This window comes from Parvimonas sp. C2 (assembly GCF_035282405.1).
Lineage (GTDB): Bacteria > Bacillota > Clostridia > Tissierellales > Peptoniphilaceae > Parvimonas.
In genome coordinates, this window is sequence record NZ_JAYKBP010000003.1 from 64050 (window position 1) to 80849 (window position 16800).

A 16800-nucleotide genomic window follows, 5' to 3' on the forward strand; every position below is an offset into this window, starting at 1 on the left:
TGTCTGCATTTTTAGGTTTTAATAAGTTGCTATTGTTCTTTATCTATTAAAAAACAGGATACCATTCTACCACTACCAATATCAACGAGAGTTGGCTTCTGAGTTCTACAAATTTCCATACACTTATCACATCTAGTTGCAAAAGGGCAACCTTTAGGAGTATCAATAGGACTAGGAATATCCATTGAAATTGTTTCTAAAGGTTTTGATTTATCACTTATTGGAATGGGTTCAAGTTGTGATTTCAAAAGTCCTTTAGTGTATGGGTGTAATGGATTTTTATAAATTTCAGCACTTGATCCAATTTCAACTATATTTCCAAGATACATAACCATTATTCTGTGAGAAATATGTCTTACCATAGATAAATTATGTGCTATAAATAGGTAAGTTAGTCCTAAATCTTTTTGGATATCTTCTAGTAAATTTACAATTTGAGCTTGGATAGATACATCCAAAGCTGATATTGCTTCATCACACAATATAAATTCTGGATTAGTAGAAATTGCTCTTGCTATACTTATTCTTTGCCTTTGTCCACCACTGAATTCTTTAGGTTTTTTTCTAATGCTTTGTCTGCTAATTCCAACCATATCTAAAACTTCAAATACTTTTTTTTGAATTTCTTCCTTAGATTTATTTTTATCTATTTTTAGAGGTTCAGAAACTATATCATAGACATTTAATTTTGGATTTAAAGAAGAATAAGGGTCTTGAAAAATAGCTTGTATTTTGCTTCTAAATAATTTCAACTCATTTTTGCTCGCGTTAGTTATATCGATATTATTATAAATTATTTTTCCTTCTGTGACGGGATAAATATTTGTTACACATCTTCCTAGTGTTGATTTTCCACTTCCTGATTCTCCAACAACACCTAAAGTTTCTCCCTTATATATAGAAAAGTTTACATTATCAACTGCTTTTAAAAATTTAGACTTTTCTAAGGGGTGATTTTTTTTGATTGGAAAATATTTTTTTAAGTTTGTTACTTCTATTAGTTTTTCTAAATTTTCCATTATTCATCACCTCCAAATAAATGACATCTAGAAAAATGATTACTTGAAATTTTTTTTATTTCTGGAATACATTTATTACAAATTTCTAATCTGTCTTTACATCTTTCATAAAATGGACATCCATTAATATTTTTTGTCATATCAGGAGGATTTCCTGAAATTGGAGTTAATCTCTTGTTACATTCTAATTTAGGTAAAGAATTTAATAGTCCTATTGTGTAAGGGTGTTTAGGGTTATTAAATAACTCTTCAACAGTTGCCATCTCCATTATCATTCCAGAATACATAACAATAACTCTATCACAAGTATTGGCAACCACACCCAAATCATGGGTAATTAAAATTAAGCTTCTATCTTTTTTTGAATTTAAATTATTTATAAGATTTAGTATTTGAGCTTGAATTGTAACATCTAAGGCTGTGGTAGGCTCATCTGCAATTATAAGATTAGGTTCAAGACAAAGAGCCATTGCAATCATTACCCTTTGTTTCATACCTCCACTAAATTCATGTGGATAATTTTTTAATCTTTTTTCTGCATTGGGTATTCCAACCAAATTTAAATATTCTATTGATTTTTCCTTTATTTGTGCATTACTCAGCCCTTTAAGATGTCTTTTAATTAGACGTTTCATTTGTGTTTCTATTGTAAATAACGGATTTAATGAAGTCATTGGATCCTGAAAAATCATTGATATTTTAGAACCTCTAATAGTTTTCATAAAATTATCATTTTTCCCTAATATTTCTTCTCCATTAAATAATATTGAACCAGATATTTTTGCGTTTTTACCTAATAGTTTTAATATAGATTTTGCTGTTACAGATTTACCACTTCCTGATTCTCCAACTATACCTACAGTTTCTCCTAATTTTACAATAAAACTAATGTCGTTAACAGCATAAGTTATTAAATCTTTATTTTCAAATCTAATTTTTAAATTTTTAATTTCTAAAAGTGAATTCATATTTTCTCCTATTTGCTATTTTGTCTAATATTATCTCCTATTAAATTAAAAGATAATACAGTAAGTAAAATTAAAATTCCTGGAAATAAAGCTAAATATGGAGCTTCTCCTAGGTATTGTTGAGCATCTTTAAGCATAGAACCCCATGAAGAACTAGGAGGTCTAACACCTAAGCCTAAAAAACTTAAAGTCGATTCTGTTAAAATGGCTCTTGCAACATTTATTGAAGCTGCAATAGATATCGTTTCAATAATATTTTTTAAAATATGTCTTAACATAATAGTTTTGTTGCTAACATCTATCATTTTAGCGTAAATTACATATTCTCTTTCTTTAACTGATAAAGTTTCTGCTCTAACTAACCTAGCAATTCCCATCCAGTTAAACAATCCTATTATCAAAATAATATTTTGAATACCTGGTTTCAAATAAGCATTTAATATTAATATCAAGAAAAATGTTGGAATACTCATTAATATATCAACTAATCTCATAATAATCATATCTACTTTTCCACCAAAATATCCGCTAATTATTCCTATAAAACTACCAATACAAGTTGATATAAAGACCGATAAAAACCCAACAGTAAGAGATGCTCTAGCCCCATGTAATGCTCTAGCAAAATAATCTCTCCCTAAATCATCTGTTCCAAAAAGATGTTCTTTACTTGGTGGTTTTAAGGCATTTGAAATATTAGTATCAATCCCATTTTGAGGATAAAAATCTGCAAATATAGCAAATAAAACAAAAATAAGTAAAATTATTATGGATATTTTGAATGAAAGAGACTTATTTAAGAATTTATTTATAATTTTTTTCATATCAATTTAACTCCTTAATTCTAGGATCTACAATCATATACAATATATCACTTATCAAATTTCCTACAATGAGAAGGATTGACGCAAACATTGTAGTTGCCATAATCATAGGATAATCATAGGCAAAAATTGATTTCATTCCGAGTTGTCCAAGTCCTGGCCAACCAAAAATACTTTCTGTTACAAAGGCACCAGAAATTAAAGCAGGAAGGCTCATTCCGATTATTGTAATCAGTGGTAATATCGCGTTTTTCAATATACTTTTAAAAAACACTTCGGTTTTACTTGCACCATAAGCTATTTCAGTTAATACATAATCTTGATCCATCTGTTCTATAACTCTTGCTCTTACATATCTACTTATTACAGACGTGTCAGCTATGCTTAAAGTTATTACAGGCATTATTAGATGTTTTAATAAATCACTAAAAGTGTTGACTCCTACAGTTCGCATACCAACACTTGGTAATATATTTAATTTTAAAGCAAATAATTGTAATAACATCATTCCAAACCAAAAACTTGGAATTGATATTCCTATGTATGATAATAAAATAAAAATCTTATCAAATATACCATTTTTGTTCATTGCTGAAATAACACCGATTATAACTCCTAAAATTATAGAGATAAGCATAGATGTTCCCATTAACAAAAATGTAGCTGGCAATCTTTCTGTTATTTGCTTTAAAACTAATTGATGATTTGAAAAAGAATAGCCAAAGTCTCCTCTAAGGATAGCTTTTGCCCATCTAAAATATTGAACTATATAGCTATCATTTAATCCCATACTTTCTCTAATTTTTTCAATATCTTGAATAGATGCCTCTGGAGTGATGTGGGCAGTAACAGGATCTCCTGGAGCCATCCTTATCAATATAAAAGATACAATTGATATTACAATAATCATAGGGATTGCTTGTAATATTCTTTTAAATATCGTATTTAACATAATTTCTCCTACATAAAAAACAAATAAAAGCTTAAAAATTAAGCAATTATTTGTTTTTTTAATTATAAATTTTATTTTTCCATTGATATTTTATTGAAATTATCAAACATATGGATTGGAGCAGGAACTGCTTCATCTAAATTTTTAAATTTCTTGTTTACAGCAACTATAGATTTTACATATGCAGTAGATATTTGAACAACATCTTTGGCAAGTATTTGTTGAATCTCTTTATACATTTCTTCTCTTTTTTTATCATCTTTTTCTTGAACTGCTGAGCTAAATAATTCATCAACCTTTTTATTACTATATCCGCTGAAATTTTCAGAACTTCCACTAGTGAATATTGCTTTATATCCATCTGGATCTTCGCCTAAAACATAACCGTTCAAAGCAAGCTCAAAGTCTTTATTATTTTTATCAAGTAGTTTCTTGATAAAAGAGCCTCTTTCTAAAGGTAAAAGTTCAACTTTAACATTAATTTCTTTAAGCATCTCTTGAATTAATAACCCTTCCTTTTCTTGTGCAGGATTACCAGAAGTATACATAAGTCGAATTGTTAAGTTTTGAACATTTGCTTCTTTAAGTAATTCTTTTGCTTTTTCAATATTATAAGAATATTTTTCTACATCATCAGTATAGTATTGGGTCTCTTGTGAAAATGGAGAATGAGCAACACTTGCATATTCAGTTCCGTTATATGAACCTTTTAGTAATTTTTCTTTATCAATAGCATAGGCTATAGCTTGTCTTACTCTTACATCTTTAATTCTTTCGTTATTTACTCTGAAAAATATATTATTTACCATTCCTTCAGAAAAAGTAACTAAATTTAAATTATCATTTTTCTTATATTTTTCTACTTGATTAGCCTTTACATATCCGGCACTAATTTCTCCGCTTTCTAATGCTACTGAAACTGCATTGGCATCTGGTATTACTCTGTAAACAATACCATCTAACAAAGCTTTATCTCCATAATAATCATCATTTCTTTCAACTTGATATGTTTCGCCTGTCTTTTGTTCTTTAAATTTAAAATATCCATTTCCAACTGGTGTGCTATTATTAGGACTTTTTTCTATACTTTCTTGTCCTTCATATATATGTTTGGGTATAGGTTTTATCTCTGAAAGATTTTGAATAAAAGACATATTAACTTTGGGAAGTTTAAATTCTATTGTATAATCGTCAATCTTTTTGAATTCAACTTTTTCACTACCTGAAATCAGAGCACCTCTGCCTTTTGCGTTTTGTTTTTCATCAAGAATCACTGAAAGAGTATACATCATATCTTCGGCAGTAAGTGGTTTTCCGTCGTGCCACTTAATATTTTGTTTGAATTTTAAAGTATAAGTTAGATAATCATCAGAATGTGTTAAAGATTCAGCAAGTTTATCAAAAACTGCTTTTCCGTTTTTGACGGTATAAAGTGGATCATATAACACATGTGAAATTGTTAAAGAAACTCTGTCATTAGCGTATAGTGGATTTACAATAGTAGGGTCTGAACCTATTGCTAAAGTCATAGTTCCTCCTTTTTGATTTGACTTTTCTGTTACATTTGTATTTTTTTCTTCAGACTTTTTTCCACTACAAGCACTCAATGACATACTTAGTACAAGAAACATAATTGTCGAAAAAAATATCATTCTTTTCTTCATCATAGTCACTCCTTATTAAATATTTTTTCGACAATATTATAACATTTATAAATTTAATTGTCCATACAAAGATTATCAAATTATTATAAATTTTTATCTTATAACACATTATTCACATTCGATTTGTTGTTAATAGAATATTTTTAATCAAATTTCATAAATTATTTTATTAGAATTTCTTATAGATGTTATAAATATTTATTATAGATAATATTTTTAATTAAATCAGCTTAATATTAGAATAGAATGGTAGATTTTTCATAATGTTTATATATAAATTAGAATTATTATCTACACAAAAAAAGCAGACATTTTTGTCTGCATTTCTAAGGAGCGAGAGCTCCTTTTTCATTTTGTTTTAATAATTTTTTTCTTATCACTAAATAGCAACAGATATGTGCTGTGGTTGTCAATGCCCAAGAAATTGGATAGGAAATGTAAAGGGATTCTTGTGTTTTATAAATTTGAAATATAGTAAATATCCAAATTACTCTAAACAGACAAGCACCCGTTAAAGAAACGACCATTGGTAAAATGGAGTATCCCATTCCTCTTAGAGAACCAACTGTTACGTCCATTAGCCCACATAGTAGATAGGTTGCTGAAACAATTTTCATTCTGTTAAGTCCATACATAATTACTTTTGGATCATCTGTGAATATTCCGAGTAGAATATTTCCTAAAGAATATGCACCAACACCTAGTACAAGACCAACTACTGCAACAATTCCAAGACCTTGCAATAAAATTTTATCTATTCTATGATATTTTTTTGCTCCCATATTTTGACTTGTAAAGCTAAGTGTTGATTGATAAATTGAATTCATTGACATATATACAAAGCCTTCAATATTTATCGCTGCTGTATTTCCTGCGATAACGAGCTTTCCGAATGTATTTATTGAAGATTGAATCAATACATTTGAGATACTAAATACAATACCTTGAAGTCCAGCTGGAAGTCCTATTCTTAAAATACTAATAACTTTATCTTTTTGCAATTTTATTTTTCTTAAATTCAAATGCATATAACCTACATTTTTTGTTAAGAATGATATCATCATAATTGCTGAAACATATTGAGAAATTATTGTTGCTATTGCTACTCCATCAACACTCATATTTAAAACTATAACAAAAAATAAATTCAAAAAAACATTTAAAATACCGGAAACTATTAGAAAAAAAAGTGGTCTTTTTGTATCTCCAATTGCTCTTAAAAGTGCTGCACCAAAATTATATATGGCTGCAGCGGGACTTCCTAAAAAGATTATTCTCATATAAAGTGCGGACAAATCTATTATTTCATCAGGTGTTCCCATAAGATGTAACATAGGTTTTGAAACAATAAGTCCCACGAAAAGTAAAATTGTTCCGGAAATAATGGCAAGACCAATTGCATTGTGAACAGTGTCAGACGCATTTTTATAGTCTCTTGCTCCACAATATTTTCCCATTGTAACACTGATTCCCATAGAAATTCCAATTAATAAACTAACGAGTAAATTTATTAGTGATGAAGTCGCACCAACTCCTGCAAGTGCGGTACTTCCAGAGTAACGTCCAACAACTATTATATCTATTGTATTAAAAAGTAATTGAAAAACACTTGTAAAGATAATTGGAATTGAAAAAAATATCATTTTTTTCAAGGTCTTTCCATTTATCATATCTATTTCATTGCTTTTAACCATTATATCCTCCGTAAAAATGTTTAAAATTATTCTAAAATGATAACATATTTTTAGTCTTTTTGCAATGTATATGTAATGTTTATAGTGATATAGATATTTTTTAAAATATTATATCCTGTTTTTAGATGCAATTAGCATCAGTTTTAAGTATAAAATATAGAAAAAAGTATAAAAAATATGTTATAATGACTATTGAATGAATGATAAAGCAAGGATGAAAGATGATGTTTAACAATATAGATGATATAATAAAAGAATTAGAAATTTCCAAGTCATATTTATACAAATTGATACACAAATCAAATATTAAAATTACTAAAAATAAAACAGGAAGGTATATTTGGAATGATAATGTAGTAAAAACTTTAAAGAAATTTTTGAAAAAAGACAAATTATCAAAATCAAAAGATACAGATAATTTAATATCTGAATTAGGATTAACTAAAATTAATATAAATAATAGGAGATATTTAGGGAATAAATATTCTCTTTCTAACTTTATAAGAAAAACAGTTAACGATAATTGTAACAATGTAAATGTAGTTATTGATATATTTAGTGGAACTGGAGCTGTTGCAAATGCATTTAAAGATAAAATAATTATTACAAATGATTTGTTATACAGTAATTATATATCTAATTATGCATGGTTTGGATATGAAAAATATTCAAGTGAAAAAATAATTAAAATTATATATAATTATAATCAATTGGAAACAAGTGAGAATAATTATATGCGAGAAAATTTTGCAAATACTTATTTTTCTGCAGATGATTGTAGTAAAATAGGATTTATAAGAGAAGATATAGAAGTTAAGTATAAAAATAAGGAAATAAATTTTAAAGAATATACAATTTTAATTACATCTTTATTATATGCAATGGATAAGATTGCTAATACAGTCGGACATTATGATGCTTATAGGAAAAATGTAGTACTTAAAAAATCTCTTATATTAAATGTAATATTACCTGAGATGACGATAAACCCTAATAATATTTGTTATAATCTTGATGCAAACAAGCTAATTAAAGATATTAAAGGAGATTTACTATATTTAGATCCACCGTATAATTCAAGACAGTATTGTGATGCTTATCATCTATTAGAAAATGTTGCGAGATGGGAAAAACCAGAAGTTTATGGGGTTGCTAGGAAGATGGATAGGACATTGCTAAAGAGTGATTATTGTAGGATTAGTGCTACAAAAGCATTTGAAGAGTTAATTGTAAAAGCAAATACTAAATATATTTTACTTTCATATAATAATATGTTCGATAAAGGAAATGACAGGTCTAATGCAAAGTTATCAGATGCTGATATAATTAGAATTCTCAGTAAAAAAGGAAAAGTTACTATATTTGAATCAGATTATAAAAGTTTTTCGACTGGAAAATCAAATATAAAAGGTAATAAAGAAAGATTATTTCTGTGTGAAGTGTTTAAAGAGGAGAAAAAGAAAGTTAATATATCTTGTCCATTTAATTATATTGGTGGAAAATTTAAGTTGTTAAATCAATTACAACCTTTATTTGCAGAAAAAGAATTATTTGTTGATTTGTTTGCTGGAGGAGGGAATGTCGGTATAAATTCTATATCTCCAAAATTGATTTTTAATGATTCTAATGACAAAATGATTGAGTTAATCAAATTTATTAAAGAAAAAGATACTAAAGATTTATTGCAGGATATAGAGAATATTATTGATAAATTTAGTCTATCAAATACATCTTTGTATGGTTATTCTTATTATGGATGTAATAGTAGTAAAGGATTAGCTGAGTATAATAAAGATAAGTTCTTGAAACTAAGAGATTCTTTTAATAAAAAGTTAATTAATGGAGTAGTTGATTATTTGATGCTATATGTGTTAATTGTATATTCTTTTAACAATCAAATTCGTTTTAATCAAAGGGGAATGTTTAACCTTCCTGTTGGTAAGAGAGATTTTAATTCTAAAATGAGAAGCAAATTAATTTTGTTTTCTGAAAAATTGAAAAGTAAAGATGTTAAGTTTTTAAAAAAGGATTTTAGAGAAATTTCATTAGAAGATTTACCTAAAGACGCTTTTATATATTGTGATCCACCATATTTAATAACAAATGCAACTTATAATGAGAATGGAATGTGGACTGATATAGATGAAAAAGATTTGCTTCATTTTTTAGATGAAGCTAATATAAAAGGTTTGAGATTTGCCTTGTCTAATGTTTTAGAAAGTAAAAATAAAAGAAATAATATTTTGCTTAAATGGATTAAAAAAAGAGGGCATTACTTGCATTACTTAAATAAAAGTTATTCTAATAGTAATTATCATAGAAAAAATAAGCACAGTATTACTGAAGAAGTTTTAATTACTAATTATCCTATAGATTGGAGGGAAAGTTAAATGATTAATAAAAGAATTTCTTACAAAAGTTTTTGTTGGGTTATTGGAACTACAAGTTTTAGGACAGCGAAATTAAACTTGAAAATAGAAGAGCAATTATTACTTCTTGATGAATTTCATAATGAAGAGATAAAAGAGTCAACTTGGAAATGGAACAATCACTTGCAAGAAAAATATTATGATTTTATGAAAAGTAGAAAATTTTTATCAGGAGAAGCGAATAGAAAAGATAAAGATGCTAGAGAAAAAACATCTGGATTAGTTAATATTGGTTTAATTACAGAAGATAGATTAATTACGGAAGCGGGAAGAGAGTTGCTTAAGGTAACTAGTGATGGAATCTATGATACTAATAATGTATTTAATATTAATAGGGATAGCTTTATTTACCTAAAGCAACTACTTAAAACTAGCATAGAAGTAAGTGATTGCAAAGTTAGACCATTTATTGCTGTTATAAAGTGTTTGACTGAATTGGATTTTTTAAGTTATGATGAGTTTACTTATCTGGTACCTTTAATTATAGATGATAACAGTTTAGTGCAAATTATATCAGATATAAAGCTATATAGAAAAGATGAAATTTCACTGGAAGATATAATTTATAAGAGGCTCATGCAGATGGATAATTATATAATTGCTAAAGAAGAATTTATTGCTTCTAAGGTTGATGAAAATGTAATTTGCTTGATTGGGATGAACCGAAAAAGTAGAAGCTATGACAAACCATATTATAAATTATATGAGAGTGTAAAAAATATATTTCTGGATGGTGGTAGTGACTATGAATCTCTATTAAATTCTGTAAAGAATATAAAACATAAACCTGGAATATTATGGAAGAAATTATTTTTTAAAACAACAAATATTGGAACTATAAGGAAGAACGGAAAGGCGTCAATTAATAATAAATGTCCATTTTTATATTGTACAAATGAACGAGATTTAAAAGAAGTATTTTTTAAGTACCTACATGTGTTTAAAGCAGAGGCAACATTGTTTGATTATTTTGATTTGAATAGAAGATATTTTAATATTACAGATACATTAATTTTTGAAGATCACATTATTAAGTTGGATATACTTTCAAAGTATTATTTTAAGGAGATTATTGATGTTCTTTGTACAGATACTTTTAGTATATCTGATAAACTTAAATATAACGTTAAATTGGAAGATATATCGGAAGCTTTCAAGCTTGACATAAGTAAAGTATATATAGCTTTAAGTAAAGATTTAGGAATTAAAATCAATAGTTCTGAACAAGCTGTAACTTATATAAATGATGAACGATATAGAAGGTTTAATACATTGATTGATAAGAAATTTAATGATTCTGTACTCATAGAGTTGCTAAACTGTTTTGAAAACCGAGATGATAAAAGAATTGAGGAACTTGTTACAGATGAGGCTACTATACCAACAATTTTTGAATATATCTTAGGAATTATATGGTATAAGATAAGTGAAAGACAAGGTAATATTCTAGATTTTATGAAATTATCATTAGAGGCTAATTTATTACCAAAGACCCACGCTGCAGGAGGATATGCAGATATAATATATGAGTATGATTCGTGTGTATTTTATCCAAAGCACTCATTATTACTTGAAGCAACACTTGCGGATAGAAATAATCAAAGAAGAATGGAAATGGAACCAGTTTCAAGACATTTAGGAGATTATAGGATTAGATTTAATAATCCTTTTGATTATAGTTTATTTGTAAGCACATATTTGGATAAGAATGTAATTTCTGATTTTAGGTATAGAAAGATAATACCATATACAAGAGATGAAGAAACTATTACAGGGATGAAGATTATTTCAATGGATACAACTTCTTTAAAGAAAATAATTGAAAATAAAGTTAAATATAAGTATCTTTATGATATTTTTGATAAATATCACAAAATGCCTATAGAAAAAGAAAATTGGCATGATGAAATGATTATAGAGGTTACTGGAGAGTATAAAGTATAGGTATGAATGGTAAAGGAAAGTATTATGAATGGTGTAGTTGAAAGAAAAATTGGAGAAACTATAATATTAGAAGTTCAAGCTTTATCCGATGAATTAAAGAAAAAAATAAGTGATGAGTTAGTAAACATATGTCATGGAGAATATGCTATTGGGTCAGGACTTATTTATCATTCTTTTGATGAAACAATAAAAGAATTGGTAAATCATAGAATTCCAAGTGATATAAAAAGAAAAGTAGGCGTGATAGGTGAGTTGTTGCTAAATGTGATGATTAGAGAATTCACTGATATTAAAATAGTTTCGCCATTTTTTAATTTAGAAGAAGGACACGTGAAAAAGGGTTTCGATATTATTGCTGTTGATTCTAATGAAGATTTATGGATTATAGAATCAAAAGCGGGTGAATTAGGAAAAATAAAAACTTCTACTGAGAAGGTATGCGAAAGAATCAATACTGCTAAAAGAGATTTATATACACGTCTGAATATGCATAATTCACAATTATGGTTAAATGCAGTGAATAGCGTTAGGAGTGCATTAGATGATACTAGTGAAAAAAATACTATAGTTAATATACTTAATAAAAGTGGTAACTCATGTTCAAGCAACGATAAAAATGTTATTTTAGGGGGAACAGTGTTTTGTTTATTTAACTCTACAATAGATTCAATAGAACTAGAGAAACTATACAATTCAATATTAGCCTCTAATAAATTTTCAAAATTGAAATTAATTGCAATACAAAAACAAACATATCAAGCGATTATAAACTATTTAATAAAATTGATATAGGAGGTTTGAAGTGGATAAATTAACATTGAGAAAGCTTTATAACACTGAATTTCCAGAACTATATAAAAAGTTACAGATAGGTGTAAAGTTATCTGATATAGAACTAGAAAAAATATTATCTATAGGAATTTTTTTGACTGGATTGGAAGATAAAAATCTTCAGAAATTAGGATATAGATTATTTTTGTTGTATAGCAAAATAACTGATGACTATAAACCATTGTATGAATTAAGTTTAAATAAAGGACTTATCCCTATATCTAAATTTATAGAAAACAACTTAAATTATTCAGAGAAATATGGAAATTTATACACTGAAATAAATAGTATAATAAGTGATGGATTTAAATGGAATAATTCATATCAAACAATAGGACAATCTGAACTATTTAAGGATGCAATTGAATTAAAATTAAAATCTCAGATTATTGTAGCTCCAACTTCTTATGGAAAAACAGAATTGATATTATCTTTTATTGATCAAAATAAATTTAAAAAAATATGTATAATTTCTCCTACTAAATCTCTTTTGGCACAAACCAAGAAAAGAATCTTAAATAAATTTGGATACAGAAAAATAATAACTTATCCTGAAATGTATAATGTGAAGGATGAGAAAATAATTGCTGTATTAACTCAAGAAAGATTGTTGAGATTATTACAGGACAATCCGGATTTGAAATTCGATTTATTGGTTGTTGATGAAGCACATAACATTTTAGATGGATTTTCAGAAGAAAATACACGTAGTTTAATTTTAACCTCAGTTATTATTATTTGCAAAAAAAGAAATGAAAATGTCATTTGTAAATATTTGACTCCATTTTTAAAATCAAAAGAAAGCTTAAATATTAAATATATCACTAATGATGCTAAATGGTATAGTGTTGTTGAAAGTGTTAAGTCTGAAACGTTTTATTTTTATGACTTGGAAAAAAATAAGAAAGTTTTGCTAGACCAATATTCTACAATGAAGGATAAGTTAATTGAATTACAGGTCGATGAATTAGGAGATGATGCAGATGTTGTTATTACTAATTGTGATAATAAAAATATAATATATTTAAACAGTCCTAAGAAACTGGAAAACTTTGCACATAAATTATTTTCTAAACTCCCTGAAAGGAAAATACTTAAACTTAATAAAGCTGCTAGTGATTTGCGTGAGTATGTGCATGAAGACTATAAATTAGCTGATTTTATCGAGAAGGGAATTATTTATCACCACGGTTCAATACCTGAACCAATAAGATACTTTATAGAGGACTTATATGTTACTGTGCCAGAAATAAAATTACTTATTGCTAATTCTACATTACTTGAAGGAGTAAATATTCCTGCTACAAAGATGTTTATATTAGATCCTTATAAAGGGAGGAGTTATTTGTCGCCATCGTCTTTTAAAAATTTAGTTGGAAGGGTATGTAGATTCGGAGAAATTTTTAATAGTAAAACTGGAAATTTAAAATACTTATTGCCAGAAATTCACATTGTTAAAGGAGAATATTGTAGACAAAATTCTAAGGTAGAAAATTTTGTCAAAGGACTAAAAATATTAGTTGAAGATGATGATAAAATTACTGACGATATAAAAAATCCATTGCTAACTAATTCTGATTCTGATGAAAGTAAAAAGAAAAAGGCTGAAGATATTATAGAAAACATTTCTCATTGTGATGATATAACTGCTAATAATTCTAATAAAGCAAAAACAAAAGTTGGACAATTATGTTTTGAAAATAATATTAATATATTTGATATACTAGAAATAGAGAAAAAAATAGATAATGAGATAAAAAATGTAAATAAAGCTCAAAGTATAGATACGGTTTTCAATATAATAGACTATTTATTTTTTTCTAAAATTAATGATAGTAAAGGAAAATATAATAACCTAAAGCGTTTGAGGGAACTTGAAGCTCAAAAATTTTATAAGATGTTAATTAATTGGAGAATTATTGGATTAACTATAAAAGATATGATAAACAAAATAGTTGGATATTGGAATACGCTAATAGAAGAGCAATCAAGAATTGTTTATGTTGGCAAATGGGGGGACAAAACCAGAGGGGGATACAATCCTTGTTGGACTGATATTAGTGAAAAAGATAAATATACAAAAGTTAATTTAGCAATTGTAAGGTTAAAAGAAGAATATGATTTTATAGATAATGAAATAGTAAAATATATAGAAATTCTATATTCTTTAGAACTTATTGAAGAGTCTCTTTATTTGAATATAAAATATGGAACAGATGATAAAACTAAAATTGCATTATTGAACTGTGGTATTAGTAGTATTCTATCAAAACTGTTGCAAGAAAAATATTCAGATATGTTTGAGGCTGATATAGATAATAGTACTGTAACTTTTTCTGAAAATTTAGTTTCTAAAATGTTAAAAAATAATGAAAATGGTGTTTTGATTTCAGAAGTCAAAATGAATACTAAAGATTGAATTAAAGTTTTAGAAATATAATTATTTTAGTAGAGCTGTTATTTAAAATAGTCAAATTAAAAAGAGAAGTAAAACAAACTTCTCTTTTTAAAATTTCTTTATTTGTATATTTTCTAATTAAATTTTCTATCATACAATAATGACGCATTTAAAATTACAAGTATTGAGCCTAGATTGTGGACTATTGCGCCAACTAATGGATTTAAAACTCCAAGTACTGATAAAATTACTGCTACAAAGTTAATTAAAAGAGATATGATAATGTTGAATTTTATCGTCTTTACTGTTGCATTGGCAAGTTTTTTTAGATAAACTATTTTTGAAACATCATGTCCCATTAACACAATATTTGCACTTTCGATTGAAATGTCGCTACCTGTTTTTCCCATTGCTACTGAAACATCTGCAAGTTTAAGAGCAGGAGCGTCGTTTATGCCGTCTCCAATCATACAGACAACATTATTTTCTTTTAAATTTTTTATGTTTTCAAATTTTTCTTCAGGGGAAAGTTCTGCTTTAACTTCTGTTATTCCAACTTTTTCAGAAAAATATTTTGCAGTTGAAAGATTATCTCCTGTTAGAAGTAGTGGCTCAATTTCAAAGCTTTTTAAATTTTCAACCATTTCTTTTGCGTTCTCTCTTAGAGTGTCGGATAGAGTTACGATTGATAAAACTTCTTTTTCATCTCCAAAAAGAATTATATTTTTAGCTTCACTTGAGCATTTTTCTATTTTTTCCTTTACATTTTCTTTGATATTTATATTATTTTCTTTTAAGTATTTTTCATTACCACAGAAGTATTTATTTCCTAAAATCTCTCCTTCAACACCTCTTGCAATTTTCATTTTAAAGTTTTCAACATTTTCTTTTTTGATATTTTTTTCATCTAAATATTCTGTTATGGATTTTGCGATAGGATGTTCGCTTTTTGATTCTAAACTTGAGATTAAGGACATTATTTTTTCATTGGGAAAGTCTGAAAAATTTTCTATATCATTTACATTTAATTTTCCATAAGTTAAAGTTCCAGTTTTGTCAAAGGCTATTTTATTAACTTTTGCCAGTTTTTCAAGAGCATTAAATGTTTTTATAATTACACCATGTTTACTAGCTTGACCGATTGAAGCCATAACAGCTGTTGGAGTTGATAAGAATAGAGCACAAGGGCAAAATACAACCAAAACTGTAACCGCTCTATTTATTGAAGTATATAAATCAAATTTATATAACATCATTATTGCAAAAGTTGCAATTGCAATTAAAAGTGCAGTTGGAACTAGCTTAACAGCAAGTCTATCAATTAGAGTCTGCATAGGAGTTTGTTCTTTTTCAGCTCTTTCAACCAAGTCGATAAATTTTTGTAAAGAAGAGTTTTCAACATCTTTTGCCACGATGTCGATACTTCCAAAACAATTCATAGAACCACAGAAAACTTCGTCTCCAACAGTTTTATCTACAGGTAAACTTTCTCCTGTTAGAATTGATTGGTCAATAGAAGAAAAACCCTCTTTTATAATTCCATCAACTGAAATTATTTCCCCAGGCATAACTCTGATTATATCTCCATTTTCAATTTCTTCAATCGGAACTTCTTTAACAGTATAAGAATCATTAGTTTTAATGAGTTTCTTTGCTTTTTTTGGAGCGGAAGAAATTAAATCATTAAGACCTTTTTTGGCTCTGTCAACTGTATAGTCTTCTAAAAGTTCTCCAATTGCCATAAGAATTGCAATTTCAGCTGCTGCAAAATATTCTCCAACAAATACGGATGCGATTACTGCAATTGTGATTAAAAGTGAATTTTTTATTTTAAATTTTACTATATTTTTAATAGCCCCAACTAAAAAAGGGAAAGCAGATATAACAATACTTATCCATACCGGTTTAAATGCAGTTTCTATCTTTAAAAGATTTAAGACAACATTTAGTATAAAAAATACTATTGAAATGATAGTAAAGTGTAAACCACTGAATAATTTTGAAATTTTATTTATCATAAGTCCTCCTTGATTTTTTCTGTTTATAATGCTACAATTAATTTAATAACGAACACTTT

At 27.1% G+C, this 16800-nt stretch carries 11 protein-coding genes; 4 read left to right on the forward strand and 7 right to left on the reverse strand.

The window, feature by feature from the left end; translation table 11 throughout:
• Positions 1-29 precede the first annotated feature (29 nt).
• From VJI95_RS05810 to VJI95_RS05835, 6 genes are all read right to left on the reverse strand, one after another.
• Positions 30-1019: an ABC transporter ATP-binding protein gene (locus VJI95_RS05810; RefSeq protein ID WP_324010588.1), complete on the reverse strand. Its 990-nt coding sequence runs from the start codon at positions 1017-1019 to the stop codon at positions 30-32.
• Positions 1019-1987: an ABC transporter ATP-binding protein gene (locus VJI95_RS05815; RefSeq protein ID WP_324010589.1), complete on the reverse strand. Its 969-nt coding sequence runs from the start codon at positions 1985-1987 to the stop codon at positions 1019-1021. The genes VJI95_RS05810 and VJI95_RS05815 overlap by 1 nt, the downstream gene beginning before the upstream one ends.
• An 8-nt stretch (positions 1988-1995) precedes the next feature.
• Entirely contained in the window at positions 1996-2811 is an 816-nt protein-coding gene (locus VJI95_RS05820) for an ABC transporter permease (protein ID WP_324010590.1), read from the reverse strand.
• Position 2812: 1 nt separating this feature from the next.
• A complete protein-coding gene (locus tag VJI95_RS05825) occupies positions 2813-3763 on the reverse strand; it encodes an ABC transporter permease (protein ID WP_324010591.1) in 951 nt (316 codons plus the stop codon).
• Positions 3764-3834: 71 nt separating this feature from the next.
• Complete coding sequence (locus VJI95_RS05830) at positions 3835-5430, reverse strand: ABC transporter substrate-binding protein (RefSeq protein ID WP_324010592.1); 1596 nt, start codon at positions 5428-5430, stop codon at positions 3835-3837.
• Between the two features lie 323 nt (positions 5431-5753).
• Entirely contained in the window at positions 5754-7121 is a 1368-nt protein-coding gene (locus VJI95_RS05835) for an MATE family efflux transporter (RefSeq protein WP_323999537.1), read from the reverse strand.
• Positions 7122-7342: 221 nt separating this feature from the next.
• Between VJI95_RS05835 and VJI95_RS05840 the strand changes: the two genes are divergently transcribed.
• Genes VJI95_RS05840 through VJI95_RS05855 form a run of 4 tightly spaced genes read left to right on the forward strand, consistent with a single transcriptional unit; the run spans position 7343 to position 14744 of the window.
• Entirely contained in the window at positions 7343-9511 is a 2169-nt protein-coding gene (locus VJI95_RS05840) for a Dam family site-specific DNA-(adenine-N6)-methyltransferase (RefSeq protein ID WP_324010593.1), read from the forward strand.
• Positions 9512-11494 carry an AlwI family type II restriction endonuclease gene (locus VJI95_RS05845; RefSeq protein ID WP_324010594.1) on the forward strand — a complete coding sequence of 661 codons (1983 nt, stop codon included), beginning with the start codon at positions 9512-9514 and terminating at the stop codon, positions 11492-11494.
• Positions 11495-11518: 24 nt separating this feature from the next.
• Positions 11519-12286: a Hachiman antiphage defense system protein HamA gene (locus tag VJI95_RS05850; RefSeq protein ID WP_324010595.1), complete on the forward strand. Its 768-nt coding sequence runs from the start codon at positions 11519-11521 to the stop codon at positions 12284-12286.
• A 10-nt stretch (positions 12287-12296) separates the two neighbouring features.
• The gene (locus tag VJI95_RS05855; protein ID WP_324010596.1) at positions 12297-14744 is read left to right on the forward strand and encodes a DEAD/DEAH box helicase; all 2448 of its coding nucleotides are present in this window, start codon (positions 12297-12299) and stop codon (positions 14742-14744) included.
• Positions 14745-14857: 113 nt separating this feature from the next.
• On the opposite strand, the gene VJI95_RS05860 is transcribed toward VJI95_RS05855, so the two are convergent.
• Positions 14858-16741, reverse strand: coding sequence for a heavy metal translocating P-type ATPase (locus tag VJI95_RS05860; RefSeq protein ID WP_324010597.1), 1884 nt, complete (start codon positions 16739-16741; stop codon positions 14858-14860).
• Positions 16742-16800: the final 59 nt, after the last annotated feature.